Origin of the sequence: Halalkalibacterium halodurans, assembly GCF_005671335.1 — a bacterium.
GTDB lineage: Bacteria > Bacillota > Bacilli > Bacillales > Bacillaceae_D > Halalkalibacterium > Halalkalibacterium halodurans.
Genome location: NZ_CP040441.1, coordinates 342,668 through 357,093 on the forward strand (window position 1 = coordinate 342,668; position 14,426 = coordinate 357,093).

The 14,426-nt window shown below is 41.4% G+C and carries 12 protein-coding genes, 1 pseudogene and 2 CRISPR repeat arrays; of the genes and pseudogenes, 7 read left to right on the forward strand and 6 right to left on the reverse strand.

The features are described 5' to 3' along the window. Positions 1–5: 5 nt before the first annotated feature. The 3 genes from FED51_RS01805 to FED51_RS01815 form a co-directional block, all read right to left on the reverse strand. Positions 6–1,025, reverse strand: coding sequence for a hypothetical protein (locus FED51_RS01805; protein ID WP_138090140.1), 1,020 nt, complete (start codon positions 1,023–1,025; stop codon positions 6–8). Between the two features lie 65 nt (positions 1,026–1,090). Then, positions 1,091–2,110, reverse strand: a complete 1,020-nt coding sequence (locus FED51_RS01810; RefSeq protein WP_053432123.1) for a hypothetical protein — start codon at positions 2,108–2,110, stop codon at positions 1,091–1,093. Between the two features lie 69 nt (positions 2,111–2,179). Beyond that, on the reverse strand, positions 2,180–3,016 hold the full coding sequence (locus FED51_RS01815; RefSeq protein WP_053432124.1) for a C39 family peptidase: 837 nt from the start codon (positions 3,014–3,016) through the stop codon (positions 2,180–2,182). Positions 3,017–3,257: 241 nt separating this feature from the next. On the opposite strand from FED51_RS01815, the gene FED51_RS01820 reads away from it, so the two are divergent. Together FED51_RS01820 and FED51_RS01825 are read left to right on the forward strand one after the other, a co-directional pair. After that, on the forward strand, positions 3,258–3,395 hold the full coding sequence (locus FED51_RS01820) for a tautomerase family protein (RefSeq protein ID WP_138090142.1): 138 nt from the start codon (positions 3,258–3,260) through the stop codon (positions 3,393–3,395). A gap of 114 nt (positions 3,396–3,509) precedes the next feature. Next, a pseudogene (locus FED51_RS01825) lies at positions 3,510–4,222 on the forward strand (AAA family ATPase). Positions 4,223–4,272: 50 nt separating this feature from the next. On the opposite strand, the gene FED51_RS01830 reads toward FED51_RS01825, so the two are convergent. Both FED51_RS01830 and FED51_RS01835 read right to left on the reverse strand, forming a co-directional pair. Continuing rightward, positions 4,273–5,211, reverse strand: coding sequence for an SDR family oxidoreductase (locus FED51_RS01830; RefSeq protein WP_053432125.1), 939 nt, complete (start codon positions 5,209–5,211; stop codon positions 4,273–4,275). A 26-nt stretch (positions 5,212–5,237) separates the two neighbouring features. Next, positions 5,238–5,813 (reverse strand): TetR/AcrR family transcriptional regulator, encoded by a 576-nt coding sequence (locus tag FED51_RS01835; protein WP_321541596.1) that lies wholly within the window; start codon positions 5,811–5,813, stop codon positions 5,238–5,240. Positions 5,814–6,137: 324 nt separating this feature from the next. On the opposite strand from FED51_RS01835, the gene FED51_RS01840 reads away from it, so the two are divergent. The 5 genes from FED51_RS01840 to FED51_RS01855 all read left to right on the forward strand — a co-directional run bounded on the left by FED51_RS01840 (position 6,138) and on the right by FED51_RS01855 (position 11,167). Further along, on the forward strand, positions 6,138–6,656 hold the full coding sequence (locus FED51_RS01840; RefSeq protein ID WP_053432127.1) for a hypothetical protein: 519 nt from the start codon (positions 6,138–6,140) through the stop codon (positions 6,654–6,656). A gap of 73 nt (positions 6,657–6,729) precedes the next feature. Then, positions 6,730–7,500, forward strand: coding sequence for a kinase (locus FED51_RS20985; RefSeq protein ID WP_083445643.1), 771 nt, complete (start codon positions 6,730–6,732; stop codon positions 7,498–7,500). A gap of 177 nt (positions 7,501–7,677) precedes the next feature. Then, the gene (locus FED51_RS21715) at positions 7,678–7,881 is read left to right on the forward strand and encodes an aminoglycoside 6-adenylyltransferase (protein ID WP_420810272.1); all 204 of its coding nucleotides are present in this window, start codon (positions 7,678–7,680) and stop codon (positions 7,879–7,881) included. Continuing rightward, entirely contained in the window at positions 7,865–8,560 is a 696-nt protein-coding gene (locus tag FED51_RS01850) for an aminoglycoside 6-adenylyltransferase (RefSeq protein WP_420810273.1), read from the forward strand. Before FED51_RS21715 ends, FED51_RS01850 begins: the two co-directional genes overlap by 17 nt. A gap of 390 nt (positions 8,561–8,950) precedes the next feature. Then, positions 8,951–9,984: direct repeats of the CRISPR family, unit length 32 nt; unit sequence GTCGCACTCTATATGAGTGCGTGGATTGAAAT. 71 nt (positions 9,985–10,055) lie between these two features. Then, positions 10,056–11,167 (forward strand): IS3-like element IS655 family transposase gene (locus tag FED51_RS01855; protein ID WP_134228893.1). Its coding sequence is split into 2 segments (ribosomal slippage): positions 10,056–10,305 and positions 10,305–11,167, totalling 1,113 coding nucleotides; the frame shifts between segments, so codons are not numbered across the junction. A gap of 74 nt (positions 11,168–11,241) precedes the next feature. After that, positions 11,242–12,866: a CRISPR direct-repeat array (repeat unit 32 nt; unit sequence GTCGCACTCTATATGAGTGCGTGGATTGAAAT). 279 nt (positions 12,867–13,145) lie between these two features. Here the strand turns inward: FED51_RS01855 and FED51_RS01860 are convergent. Beyond that, entirely contained in the window at positions 13,146–14,363 is a 1,218-nt protein-coding gene (locus FED51_RS01860) for an ISL3-like element IS651 family transposase (protein ID WP_138090144.1), read from the reverse strand. Between the last annotated feature and the right edge of the window lie 63 nt (positions 14,364–14,426).

Sequence of the window (14,426 nt, forward strand, 5' to 3'; positions counted from 1 at the left end):
GATCATTAAGGATAAATAGCTCCTACCCTTGAGTTATCCGTATCTTCCTCATCATTTATACAAATAATCAAATGACCTCCGTTATCAAAGAAAATATAAAAAGGATTTATCTCTTCCATTATCGTTGTTTCAATTGGAACAAGTTCATTATTTTGGAATTCATAGAAGTAAAAATGGTGTTCATCATCTAAAATGGCTAGCTTGTTATCACTTGTCTTAAAATAATTAATATATTGACCGTATTCTAAAGAATGATATTCATTTAACTTTATATCGTAATAGCCAAAATCTTGTGAGGTCCAATCTCTGTTTTCATCAAAATGAATAGCAAATATTTTCCCTTCACTATAACTAGCATATCCGGGGTATGGCTTTGGTGCTTGATATTTATCAGTAGATTTACTCTCTAAATCATAAAGATAGTAATACCCGTTTCCGTTGTCACTATCAGTCCATAGCAGCTTACCATTACTCATATAAACTGAAGAGTTGTATAAAGAGTATTCATTTAGAGTTGCAATACTACTCGTTTTGCCTGTTTTCAGGTTGTGTAATTTCACTTCAACTCGAGCCTCATCATTTAATTCTGTCCATGCAACATTGTCTGCATATAATTCAGGTGAAAAAATGGTTAAGTATTCAGGGTTTGTTTCACCAAGTGTTTGAATCTCGCCGTTTGCTAGATTCATTGCCAGAATTTTTTCATAATAGCCATCAACACTAGAATCTACCCAAACTAACCAATCTTCATTTACTTCTGTACTTTGCATCGCTGATTCCTCATACTCAGATTCATACAATACCTTTTCTTCACCTGTTTTCATATTGTACTGAATCAGTGTGTCCACATCGTACAATTTGGACGGATCACTATTGACATTTATAAACATCTCGTCTCCAAGGATCACAGGATGGTTGTACTCTTTATATGGAATTTCAATGATTGCTTGTTTTGCACCCTGATTGCATCCGGCGAGGGAGAAAATCATTAGGATCATGAATAGGTAATAGGTTTGTTTGGTCATTTAGATACTCCTATCTTTTATTAAAATTGGACTGAAGATTAAGAAACATCTTCAGCCCAAGATCATTAAGGATAAATAGCTCCTACCCTTGAGTTATCCGTATCTTCCTCATCATTTATACAAATAATCAAATGACCTCCGTTATCAAAGAAAATATAAAAAGGATTTATCTCTTCCATTATCGTTGTTTCAATTGGAACAAGTTCATTATTTTGGAATTCATAGAAGTAAAAATGGTGTTCATCATCTAAAATGGCTAGCTTGTTATCACTTGTCTTAAAATAATTAATATATTGACCGTATTCTAAAGAATGATATTCATTTAACTTTATATCGTAATAGCCAAAATCTTGTGAGGTCCAATCTCTGTTTTCATCAAAATGAATAGCAAATATTTTCCCTTCACTATAACTAGCATATCCGGGGTATGGCTTTGGTGCTTGATATTTATCAGTAGATTTACTCTCTAAATCATAAAGATAGTAATACCCGTTTCCGTTGTCACTATCAGTCCATAGCAGCTTACCATTACTCATATAAACTGAAGAGTTGTATAAAGAGTATTCATTTAGAGTTGCAATACTACTCGTTTTGCCTGTTTTCAGGTTGTGTAATTTCACTTCAACTCGAGCCTCATCATTTAATTCTGTCCATGCAACATTGTCTGCATATAATTCAGGTGAAAAAATGGTTAAGTATTCAGGGTTTGTTTCAGCAAGTGTCTTAATCTCACCATTTGATAGATCCATTGCAAGTATTTTTTCATAATAGCCATCAACACTAGAATCTACCCAAACTAACCAATCTTCATTTACTTCTGTACTTTGCATCGCTGATTCCTCATACTCAGATTCATACAATACCTTTTCTTCACCTGTTTTCATATTGTACTGAATCAGTGTGTCCACATCGTACAATTTGGACGGATCACTATTGACATTTATAAACATCTCGTCTCCAAGGATCACAGGATGGTTGTACTCTTTATATGGAATTTCGATAATTGCTTGTTTTGCACCCTGATTGCACCCAGCGAGAGAGAAGATCGTTAGGATCATGAATAGGTAATAGGTTTGTTTGGTCATCTGAAGACTCCTATCTTTGCAAAGCTGGATTAGAGATAGCTTATTATCTCTAATCCAGCTCTATTTTTATTAGTAAGCCATAGCTTTATTTGATCCTGCTTTATCTGCTTCGTATACAGCTCTAAATACACCATTTGAAGAAGTAGATCCAACCGAATCCCATTGGATACCACGGTATTTATCTTCATGATGTGGGTCTACTGTTCTCATCCTCTTTTTTCCACTAGAGTATTCATAAGAATAACCACTGATCGTATTGTAATGTCTACTAGCTTTTCCGTCATATCTGGTTAAGTATTTGGTTTCCATTAAAACGATAGGGGCATTCGTTTTGTTTTTAATTACCCCTTTCACTCTTGTTTCAAATGTCGATTTTGGGCTACTTACATTGGTGATATCTGCTGCTACATAGGGATTACTACTAAACCCGAAGGTACTTTTATAGGAGTTTAATCCACTTGCTATCCCTGATGTTGTACTTCCGGAAGAGGTTGTTCCAATCTTGGACGCTAAAGTTGATTGACTCGGCAAGCTTGTAGATGAACCGCTTTTGCTTTTGTGAAAGCTCAAAGTCTGTCTAGCAGATGCAGGTCCACAATAATAGCCATTTTCTTGTTTATAGTTTGAGACGGAAATTGTATAAAATTCTCCTTCTGTAACAGTGTTAATTCTCATATCTTCTTTTAAGGTCTCTTCTAACCATTGATCTTTTTCTTTTGCTAGAGCTTCTAATTCAGCATCTAATGCCGGGGTTAGCGATGGGTCATTTAGCATAGCTCCAGTGTGACCTTCAGTTTCATCATTCGCTTCCCCATCATTAGCCAAAGAGATAGTGGGAGAAGCAAACAGCAGAGTAGAAAGGGCGCTTACCGTTAATAATTTAGTCCATTTTTTATACGGATTCATGGATGAACCCTCCTAAATAAGATTGAATCGGCCGATTCACCTAAATTCTAGTATATTTTGGATGATAAATCCAAACTTTTCCTTCGATAAATTATTACAAATTTCTATGAATTTCTACAATTTCCCCCTAATAAAGATATTTAAGTCTATGAAGAGAGTTAAAGAGTTAAGGAATCTTCAAAGAAGTTGGCTAAATTTAGGTGTACTATAATCTCGAGGGACGAACGGTGGGAGTGAAATAATGGCTTTCAATCTCGTGTTTAACCGAATCAATCGGGAGCTTAAGATCTCTCCTCCAGATGTGGAAATCTCCATTTTTGAGACGTCAAAATATAACCGGGCATCAGGTGATTACTTAGGTATCAACGAACTTCAATGATTATGTAGAGGTAGGAAGGCGGTCATTCGTGACTGTCTTTTCTTTATACAAGTCGATAAAAGCCGTTTATGTCATAATGAGAGGGAATCACTCAATCAGAGGCAGGTGATCTCGATGTTTTTAAAGAGAATCGAACTACAGCGGGAAAAAGTTCTTTCGTTTCAAGAGTATCCTTTTTCGATTCCGGCGATTAAACATTTTCAAAGGTTAGAGCTGAAAAGCCGAGTGACTTTTTTTGTCGGGGAAAATGGTTCAGGGAAGTCGACCTTACTTGAGGCAATTGCGGATAAATGTGAATTTAATACAGCGGGTGGCGGGCGCAATAACTATTATGAAGTAGATGCTTCCGAATCAGCCCTTGGTGACTATATTCGTCTTTCGTGGCTACCGAAGTGTCGAATGGCTTCTTTCTACGGGCAGAGTCTTTCTACCATTTTGCCTCCCATGTAGATGAAGTAGATGCGCGACATGCTTATGGGGGCCGCTCATTGCACCACCAATCCCATGGTGAGGCGTTCTTATCCCTGTTTGCCAACCGGTTCAACCGGAAGGGCGTCTATTTGTTGGATGAGCCTGAGGCGGCTTTATCACCGCAGCGTCAGCTTTCGTTTTTAGCGATATTACATGATTTAGTCTCATCGGGCGATAGCCAATTTATCATTGCCACCCATTCGCCGATTCTCTTAGGGTATCCTCATGCGACCATCTTAAGCTTTGATCATGGCACGATTGAAGAGACCACGTATGAGCAGACCGAACACTATCAATTGACGAGGTATTTTTTAGAGAATCGCGAACGAATGTTGCGTGAGCTTTTGGGGGAGTAAGGGTTTAGCGAGACCGAAGTCGTTAAATAATCAGCAATCGCAAACTGAGTTTACTCTCCAACTAGCTCTTTGCATAATGCCCAAAGCTTCTCCCGAATGTTCGTATTTTCATAGGCTGGGTACACATTTGAGCCGAGGAGAAGCTTCATTTGCTTAAAGAATCCAGGATAGTGTGTCGGCGACGGCTCCATGATTTCCAACTTATCGTTAAAAAGCTTGCCTGTCGTCTGTTTGTACTTGTCAGATGTACAAATCGTGAAATACTTGTCAGCCATATAAGATGGGGGCGGGAAAAATAGATTTTGTCCCCAAGCTATAGGTCTCCACCATGGCTTCACCTTTTGAATGGTACGCTTAGACATTTTTGCCCCATTGATTTGTAAGGCGTTCACCTTAATCCCATCATCAGCAAAAACCTCTGCCATTTGAAAGGTTAGCAGCATTAACGCCATTTTCGATTGACAGTACATTTTATAAACACTGTATGACTTGGTGCCATGATTTTCTTGCAGTAGATCGAGGTCAAAGGTTTGTTTCGGATCAAAAAAATGTTTAATAATGTTGCTTCCGGCATGAAGAATTCTTGGGTCTTCCGATTGCTTTAGTCGGTCACGGAGTAATGAGGTCAGCAAATAGGGGCCGAACACATTAGTAGCAAACGTTAACTCAATGCCATCCGGACTTAGACGATAAGGCTCCCCGTGATTAAAGTAGGCTGCATTATGGATGAGGATATCTAGGCGTTTATATTGGCTGTTGAAAGTAGTACAAAATGTGCGAATCGAGGCGAATGAAGAGACGTCCAGTTCCAACAAGTCCACGTGATCATTGCCTGAAGCCGCAATAATATCGTGCTGGACTTTGCGACTGAAGGCTATATTTCTACAAGCCATGATGACATGATCTCCTTCATTTGCAAATCGCTGTGCGGCCTCTTTTCCAATCCCAGAATTCGCCCCTGTAATGATCACGATTCGTCGGTTTTCCATGCTTCACCATTTCCTCTCGTTTAGGGTTATAAGTCTTTTTCTTTGCGAACTTGTGCAGCCGTCAACACATCCTCGGCTAAGCTGTCTTGCAGCTTTATGATGTTCTCCATGGTAAAGTCCTCAGGTAGTAAGTCATTGGCAACCATCATTGTAAGTCCGAGTTGGAATGCTCTCATTTTAAGTAAAATGGTCATGAGTTCATCTTCTGAGAAGCCTTCAAGCTCAGGGTCTTGCTTCATTAATTGAATTAGATCCATTCCCTCATCATAGTCTTGCAAATATTCATTCGGCTTCATCATGAAATCATGAACGAAAACGGGGTACTCTTTAGCCATTTGAAGGCTGGCAAGCCCGATGTCTCTAAATGGGTTTCCTGTTTTCTGCTTTTGAATCATTTGCTGGCTTAGCTGAACTATCTTTTGAACAACAGCGTGTTTAAGCTCCTCAACATCTTCAAAGTTTACGTAAATAGGGGCGCTGGAACTGCCTAAATGATCAGCTACTTTTCGAATAGTAATCTTGTCGATCCCTTCCGTTTTTGCAATGGAAAAGGCCGAGTCAATAATGTCTTCCTTGGTAAATTTCTTTTTCGGGGGCATCATTGGTCACTCCTTATCTTATTTACTACCGTTATAAAACATATGTTATATAACATATATTATACATCAACTGTTCGTTTTGTGAAGCTTCTTTTGTTGTACAGTTGAAAAAATGAAGGTAGTGTAAGGGAAGGTGGAAAATTAAATAAAAATGATGCAGCTTTCAAACTTATTTAAAAGTTAGATTGATGCCACCTTAAGAGTCAGCAAATGTAGGACAAAATCAAACAATCACTTAAGACTTTTTGAACATGTGAAAGGGAAAATAATAAGAGACTAAAATAAATTTTGGATACAACCAAAAATTTAACGTAGGGAAGACGTCAAATGAAAAAACAGAAAATAACTATAATATCTATAATCAGCTTTATAATTGTTATATGGCTTCTGATCTATTTATCCAATGCAAATCTTACAAATGTTGTAGGCGATAGAGAAATTAAGGAAGAACTTAGTTATGGGGATTATAAGGTTATATTTAGTACAGATTCTGAGTACATTTATGGGGAAGTTTTTGAAATGGGGTTATTTGGATGGAGGCTCATTAATTCTTCGAGTCCGGCAGTTAATGATCTAGAACATCATATTAAAGAGCATATATTTCGACCTTCAAATATAGGTAGTATTTCAATAGGAAGCCAAGGATTTTTATTTGGTTACGTAAACCAAAAAGAAGTTGAGTCAATCCGTTTCCAAACAGATGAATTTGAGTACTTATTAAAAGTGAAGGACTATTTCTGGCTTATTCCTGTTGACGAAACGTACTTAGAATTTAAAGACGAACAATTAAGTGTCATATTAAAGAATGGTGAAGAAATTTTCTATCCTTTTAAGGAAGTTGAATGAAACAAGATTGCTTCTGATGAACCACTTTTTCTATAGCGTGAACGGATTCTTACGAAAGCGAGGCTAATGTGCCATGTCTTTACTAGAGGTGACAGAGACGTTATGCGCTCACGATCCAAATGATCGCCCTTTTATTGTTGGCATCGACGGATTAGGAGGAGCAGGGAAAACGACGTTTGTAAAAAAGCTAAGCCGAGAGCTAAAGAATCGGCATCGTGAAGTCATGGTTCTACCTCTCGATGATTACATTGTGGAAACGAAAAAGCGATACGAAACAGGCTATGAAGAGTGGTATGAATATTATTATTTGCAATGGGATATTCGATTGCTAGAGACAGAGCTGTTCAAAAAGCTACGCAATAACAGCACCGATTTAACGTTACCTTATTACGATCGAGCGACGGACACAATTATGCCGAAACACATTCACTTAACCTCTTCCACGATCGTTCTCATAGAAGGTGTCTTTTTGCAACGAGACGAGTGGAGAGATTATTTCGACTATGTTTTATTTATCGACTGTTCTCGTCCTAATCTTGGGATTGGGACGTTTTTTGTTTTGAAAGAAATTCTGTTCACAAATCCGGTTACGATTTTATCGTTTATGGCGATTTTCTCAGGTCTCGGTCTAGCAACGACTGGGGCAACCGCCGTTAACAGCTTTTCCCTAGTACTAGGCGTCTTTCTAGGATCGGCGTTATGGTGGCTGTTGCTGAGTAGTTTAGCAGGGGCGGTAGAGCATCGAATGAAAAAGCGTTCTCTCCATGTCATTCACCGAGTCTCAGGATTGATGTTGCTAGGGTTTGGCGTCTGGTCGTTAGGGAATTGGCTCATGGGAGTTTAAATGAACGAAGGGAATTGCCCTCGGTTGTTGAAATAAACAAGACCATTTCCAAAGAAGGATGAGAAAGATGAAAAAGCGACTGAACAAGTTATAACCTTATGCGGCAGCGAACCGAGCGCGTGCCCCTCCATTGAAAGCTACTGCGTAACCATAAACACAAAAAGCGGAGGGATGAACATGAGAACTGAACAAGAGATGATGGACGCCATACTCACGATTGCAAAGAAAGAAGAACGAATTCGGGTAGTCTATATGAATGGTTCACGGACTAACTCGAATGTGCCAAAGGATCTTTTTCAAGACTATGACATCGTCTATGTCGTAACGGACATAGCTCCATTTATTTATTCAGGAACAGCAATGGTTGAAAAAGTTTGGTGAGCCACTGATGATTCAAGAGCCAGATCAGCTTGATGCTGGCATTGGGATCAATCGGGATTTTAGCCGTAGGTATGCTTTTTTAATGCTGTTCACGGATGGTAATCGGATCGACTTGACCTTGCAAACGAAAGAGACGATGAGGGAAGTATATGAAAATGATACGTTGACGGTTCCGCTGTTAGATAAAGATCATTGCTTACTACCGATCCCGCCACCGTCCGATAGCGACTACCATGTCAAAGAGCCTACCGAAGGCGAATTTATTAGCTGCACGAACAACTTTTGGTGGTGCCTGCAAAACGTTGCGAAAGGCATATGGCGAGACGAATTACCATACGCCAAGCAAATGTTTGAGCTGACAACAAGAGCGTCTTTAGATGAGATGGTGAACTGGTGGATTGGGCTGGAAAGCGATTTTCAACTGTCCACGGGAAAGCTAGGAAAGTACTTCAAAAAGCACCTTCCTCCACCATACTGGGCTATGTACGAAGCCACCTACGCAAACAGCGATTACGAACAAATGTGGGAGTCGATTTTTATCGCATGCGACCTGTTCCGAACATTAGCAAAAGACGTGGCCGCAGCATGCTCATTCACTTACCCAGAAACGGATGATCGAAACATGACCGATTATTTGCATCGCGTAAAAAATTTGTCAGCCGATGCAACGGATATGTAGGAACAACCGCACCCTGCGGATAAGCGGGGTGCCTCTTATGACAAATGGAAGGAATGGAGACGGAGAAATGAGCCTCTTCCTACTCGCCCTAAGTCGCTGGGATGAGCCAAGGACGTTGTGATGAGGAATAAAAGAAAAGGGAGGGTGCTCTAGCAAACGGTTAACAAACCGTTAGTCTTTCGTGGTATCCTTATGTTAGGTTGGGAAGCAGCGCGTATTTTGGTGCGAACCCTAAGCGCACATAAAATCCCTAGGGGGCCCGCACCAAAAAACGAGGATATTATGTGTAAATGTGTGCCGATATGTAATAAAATGAAATAAGGAACAATTGTAATGAGAGAATCCCTTAATGACAGGTAAATATTTTCCATTCATTAGGTGATTTTCGCTGTCGCACTCTATATGAGTGCGTGGATTGAAATGACGTACTCCTGCACGGCCGCGACATTTGCCCAAAGTCGCACTCTATATGAGTGCGTGGATTGAAATTCAAATTTCGTTAGTTATGTATCAGGAATCGTTAAGTCGCACTCTATATGAGTGCGTGGATTGAAATCGTTTTAATTAGATCGGTCTTTTGGAGCGCTATTGTCGCACTCTATATGAGTGCGTGGATTGAAATGCCGACTGTTACGACAATGGGTGGCGGTCATCGCGGTCGCACTCTATATGAGTGCGTGGATTGAAATTCCTCTACCTTTGGAGGAGGTGTCTGAGCTGGTTGAGTCGCACTCTATATGAGTGCGTGGATTGAAATGTTGTGGCCGTCCGCTCAAAACGGTAAGGAGCCGTGTCGCACTCTATATGAGTGCGTGGATTGAAATGCAGGTTATCTCCGAATCTGATTGGTTTTTCAGAGTCGCACTCTATATGAGTGCGTGGATTGAAATTTTCGTCGCCCGTTTTTGTTCCAAGCCAAATAACTTGTCGCACTCTACATGAGTGCGTGGATTGAAATGTAACTATGGGGGGAGAATGCACTGCGTGCGACAGGTCGCACTCTACATGAGTGCGTGGATTGAAATTTTTCCTTAGCTGCTACACCAGATTGAAGAGCACGTCGCACTCTACATGAGTGCGTGGATTGAAATGAGTCTTCGACAAACTCCTGCTCTTCTGCGGGGGGTCGCACTCTACATGAGTGCGTGGATTGAAATTTGTACCCTCCTGTAAGTTAAGATATTTGCTGTCACGTCGCACTCTACATGAGTGCGTGGATTGAAATACGCGCGAGCGAAGAGTATCCGCGAAGGTAGAATGTCGCACTCTACATGAGTGCGTGGATTGAAATTAGTGGTATGTGACTAGTCTCTACACCTTCACCGTGTCGCACTCTACATGAGTGCGTGGATTGAAATGGAGGTAGCGCGAAAGAATATTTCGCAGAATCAGTCGCACTCTACATGAGTGCGTGGATGAATAGGTTACACTTAGTTGGACAGTTTCGTTAAGGTCATATACACTTGATTCAAATAAACTCTGAGGAGAATCAAACATGACCAAGCGTCCGAGAAGAAGCTATACAAAAGAATTTAAGGATCAAATCGTTCAACTTCATGTTTCTGGCAAGCCCCGTGCAGAAATTATCAAAGAATACGAGCTGACGCCTTCTGCCTTTGATAAGTGGGTTCGGCAGCACCAGAACAGTGGATCCTTTGAAGAAAAAGACAACCGTACACCCGAACAGGAAGAGTTGATTCGGCTGCGGAAAGAGAATCAAAAGCTTGCCATGGAGAATGATATTTTAAAGCAAGCCGCGCTGATCATGGGACGAAAGTAGATGTGATTCGGAACAACCGCCACAAATACTCGGTATCAGCAATGTGCGATGTCCTGCAAATGGCCCGAAGTACGTACTATTATGAAGCAAAAATTCGAGACGACCAGGATGAAGAGTTGTCGGAACTGATCGTTGATATTTTTAAGAACAGCCGTGATAACTACGGCCAAAGAAAGATTAAAATTGAGCTAAGAAAGAAAGGCTGGACTGTATCAAGACGCCGTATTGGGCGGATTATGAAGGAGCAGGGCCTGGTTTCCAAATATACAGTAGCTCAGTTTAAACCAGCAAAAACAAGCTGTAATGAATCAGAAATTGGGAATACACTAAACCGGGAGTTTAATCAGGAGCAAGAACTGAAAGTCGTTGTCAGTGATCTAACCTACGTACGTGTTCAACAGAAATGGCATTATATTTGTGTATTAGTAGATTTATATAATCGTGAAATTATTGGCTACAGCGCAGGTCCTCATAAAAGTGCTGAGTTAGTTCAACGTGCCTTTGCATCGGTTAAATACAATCTTCAGCGCCTCGAATTATTCCACACGGACAGAGGAAGTGAGTTTAAGAACAAACTTATCGATCAGGCATTAGAAACCTTTGGCATTGAGCGTTCATTGAGTGAGAAAGGAACGCCCTATGATAACGCCGTCGCAGAAGCCACATTTAAGACGATCAAAACAGAGTTCGTTCGTGGTGCGGTTTTTTCTAGCCAACAGGAACTTGACCTTGAACTTTTTGACTACGTTCACTGGTTCAATACTATTCGAATTCATGGATCATTAGATTACTTAACACCGACTGAATACAAGTTAATGAACCTTTAAATAATTGTCCGATTTAGTGTTGACATTCCAGGATTGAAATTATGTCATCAATGTGAATAATTTTATGGCCACTTGTCGCACTCTACATGAGTGCGTGGATTGAAATACATAATTTAACATGATGCGTGCGAAACGCGATGTCGCACTCTACATGAGTGCGTGGATTGAAATATTCCCCTGTACCGGTAGAGCGATAGTATCAAAGTCGCACTCTACATGAGTGCGTGGATTGAAATTCACCACGGCCATAAATGAGGGAAAGGGAATAGACTAGTCGCACTCTACATGAGTGCGTGGATTAAAATTTCATGATAATTTGGAGGATTTGGAGAATATCGAAGTCGCACTCTACATGAGTGCGTGGATTGAAATCACATTGATCCAACCAGTATAAAAGTCTGTGTCGTCGCACTCTACATGAGTGCGTGGATTGAAATATGTTGTATCCAATCAACCGAATAACAGTTAACGTCGCACTCTACATGAGTGCGTGGATTGAAATTTCAATCACTATTATTTCATCTGCCGCTTTTAGTGTCGCACTCTACATGAGTGCGTGGATTGAAATATAGTAAGATCGCTCCTTTATTGGTTGTTGTTGTTGTCGCACTCTACATGAGTGCGTGGATTGAAATTTGGATTAATTCAGTCGTGGCCGGCTGCATTTGTGTCGCACTCTACATGAGTGCGTGGATTGAAATACGTTAAACATTAGCTTCTTAATGTGGAATTTTAGTCGCACTCTACATGAGTGCGTGGATTGAAATCGTTAGCTTTCTTCGAGAAAGTCGAATGTTGGGGGTCGCACTCTACATGAGTGCGTGGATTGAAATACTTTGATTTTTCGCGGTGACGCTGTTTTATACTGTCGCACTCTACATGAGTGCGTGGATTGAAATTTAGTGTACGGATTATAATCGAGCCATTCATCGAGTCGCACTCTACATGAGTGCGTGGATTGAAATTTCTAACTTTTCTTGCACCCAAGGTACGATGTACCCTGTCGCACTCTTCATGGGTGCGTGGATTGAAATTGGATCATCGACAAAGCTAGCAAGCGCTAACGTCGCACTCTTCATGGGTGCGTGGATTGAAATTTCGAAGAGAATCAAGATCTGATACTGCTTCCAGTCGCACTCTTCATGGGTGCGTGGATTGAAATTTCAAAAATTACAACCTCATGAGGTGTTAAATTCACGTCGCACTCTATATGAGTGCGTGGATTGAAATTACACCTGCTGCTTCGCATGCTCGGTATGCTTCTAGTCGCACTCTATATGAGTGCGTGGATTGAAATTATTCTTAACTACTACTTCGTAAGTGATGTCGTGTCGCACTCTATATGAGTGCGTGGATTGAAATTAGCATCTCTTGGGTTTCCCATCCTGCAAGAGCCAGTCGCACTCTATATGAGTGCGTGGATTGAAATGCCAAATGTTTTGATGTCCACGGATTCGTTTGTGATGTCGCACTCTATATGAGTGCGTGGATTGAAATCTCGCGAATTACGGAGAGCAATTGACGCCCGAACACGTCGCACTCTATATGAGTGCGTGGATTGAAATACCTTCCTCTACACCCGCAAAGCTGCGCACAGCTTTGTCGCACTCTATATGGGTGCGTGGATTGAAACAACCCCCTCTGGAACAATAGTTTTTCGTTGCTGCGTCGCACTCTTCATGGGTGCGTGGATTGAAATATGCCTCTCAATCATGCTTGATTCGAGTTAACACTTACGAACGTGTAATCGAATAAAATCAAGTCAGTGGTTAAAAGGACCTTACAGACTAGGAACGAAAATTGCTGATGGTCCTTTACGATTAATGCAGGCTAGCCACTTGCCCTGCTCGTCATCAGTCTGCGTACAGGGAGGAGTGAGTGAATGGCTAGCCCTTGAAAATGGTTGCTTAAAGGTGATGAGGGGTGTAATAAAGGTTCTTAGTCAAATGTTGGGGTGGCATAGGAGGGCGAGCCCCTCTTATCCTACCCCGAATGTTTGATGTTTGAATTGATGATGCAAGAGAATACGGTTTCGCAAGCGATCATAACGCCGAAAACCAAAGGCATTTCTCTTAATCACCTTCGTTTGATTATTCAGTCCTTCAATAAAACCATTGTTTAAGCCAAACGCGAGGCTATTCAAGATCTCGGTCTGCCAGTTCTTCAGCGTCTGAATGGCTCGGTGGAACTCCTTTAACGGGCTCGCCTCCACTCTTCGGTAAAAGGCGTAGAGCCCTTGCTTCACCTCGCTCATTCGTCCTTCCCTTCCTTGCATCTTCGCTTCTTGATACCACTGACGAAAATGTTCTTTTAGCTCATACGCTTCCCTTAAATCAGGGGATAGCTCTAAGTACCGCTCCACCTTCTTCTTTTGCTTATCATCCAGTCCTTCTCTCTCTTTCTGAAACAGATGTTTGATCCGTTTACATCGTTTTCGATGATACGGATGGAACGCTTTTTGCACTCGGCGGCGAACCCCTTCCAGAGCCCAGTAGATGTAACGACAGAAATGGAACGGATCCCCAATGATGAGCGGGTGGCCTAAGGCCTTTTGAACAGCCGACTTGAAGGTATAACTGAGATCCATCACGACTGTTTTCACATGATGACCCTTCTCTTGAAGATATCGTTTAAGCGTATCGGCTTTACGATCCGGTAAGATATCCAGTGGCTTCCGTGTATCTGCATCCGCAATGATCACTTGATATTTCCCCGCATTCGTATCCCCTTTGTAATCATCAATCGCAATCCGAGGAGGAAGGTGATCCACCTTCTTCACGAGGGGGGCCGCCAATTGATCAAACCGGCGCATGGCAGTTGTCACGGACGTTTGGAATTGATTCGCTGTGTCCGTAAAGTTCTTCCCTTGAATGAGCCGTAAGCGAAACGCTTGATTCCATTCCACTGTCTGACGCTGATATCGCTCTACAAAACAGGCTTTCTCCGCAAACCGCTTCCCGCATCTGCACGCGTACCGGCGCTTTCGATAGAATAGATACACCCACCGTTCAAAGAGCTTGAGATGTTGAACTTTTTGGATGCGGTAATCATGGATTCTCTCGGTTCTCTCCCCGCAGGATGGGCAACGATGAGGCGTTCGCGGCATTTCTACATGGAGCGCGATAAAGTCCTCTCGTTCCTCCATCTTTGTGACCTTCACACCTTTTAATCCGGGCAAATCCATGGTAAAATTCATCGTACACGCAGCTCCTATCCTTTCTTTGTTTCTAGGCAATTCAAGGATAATGGATAAAGGAGC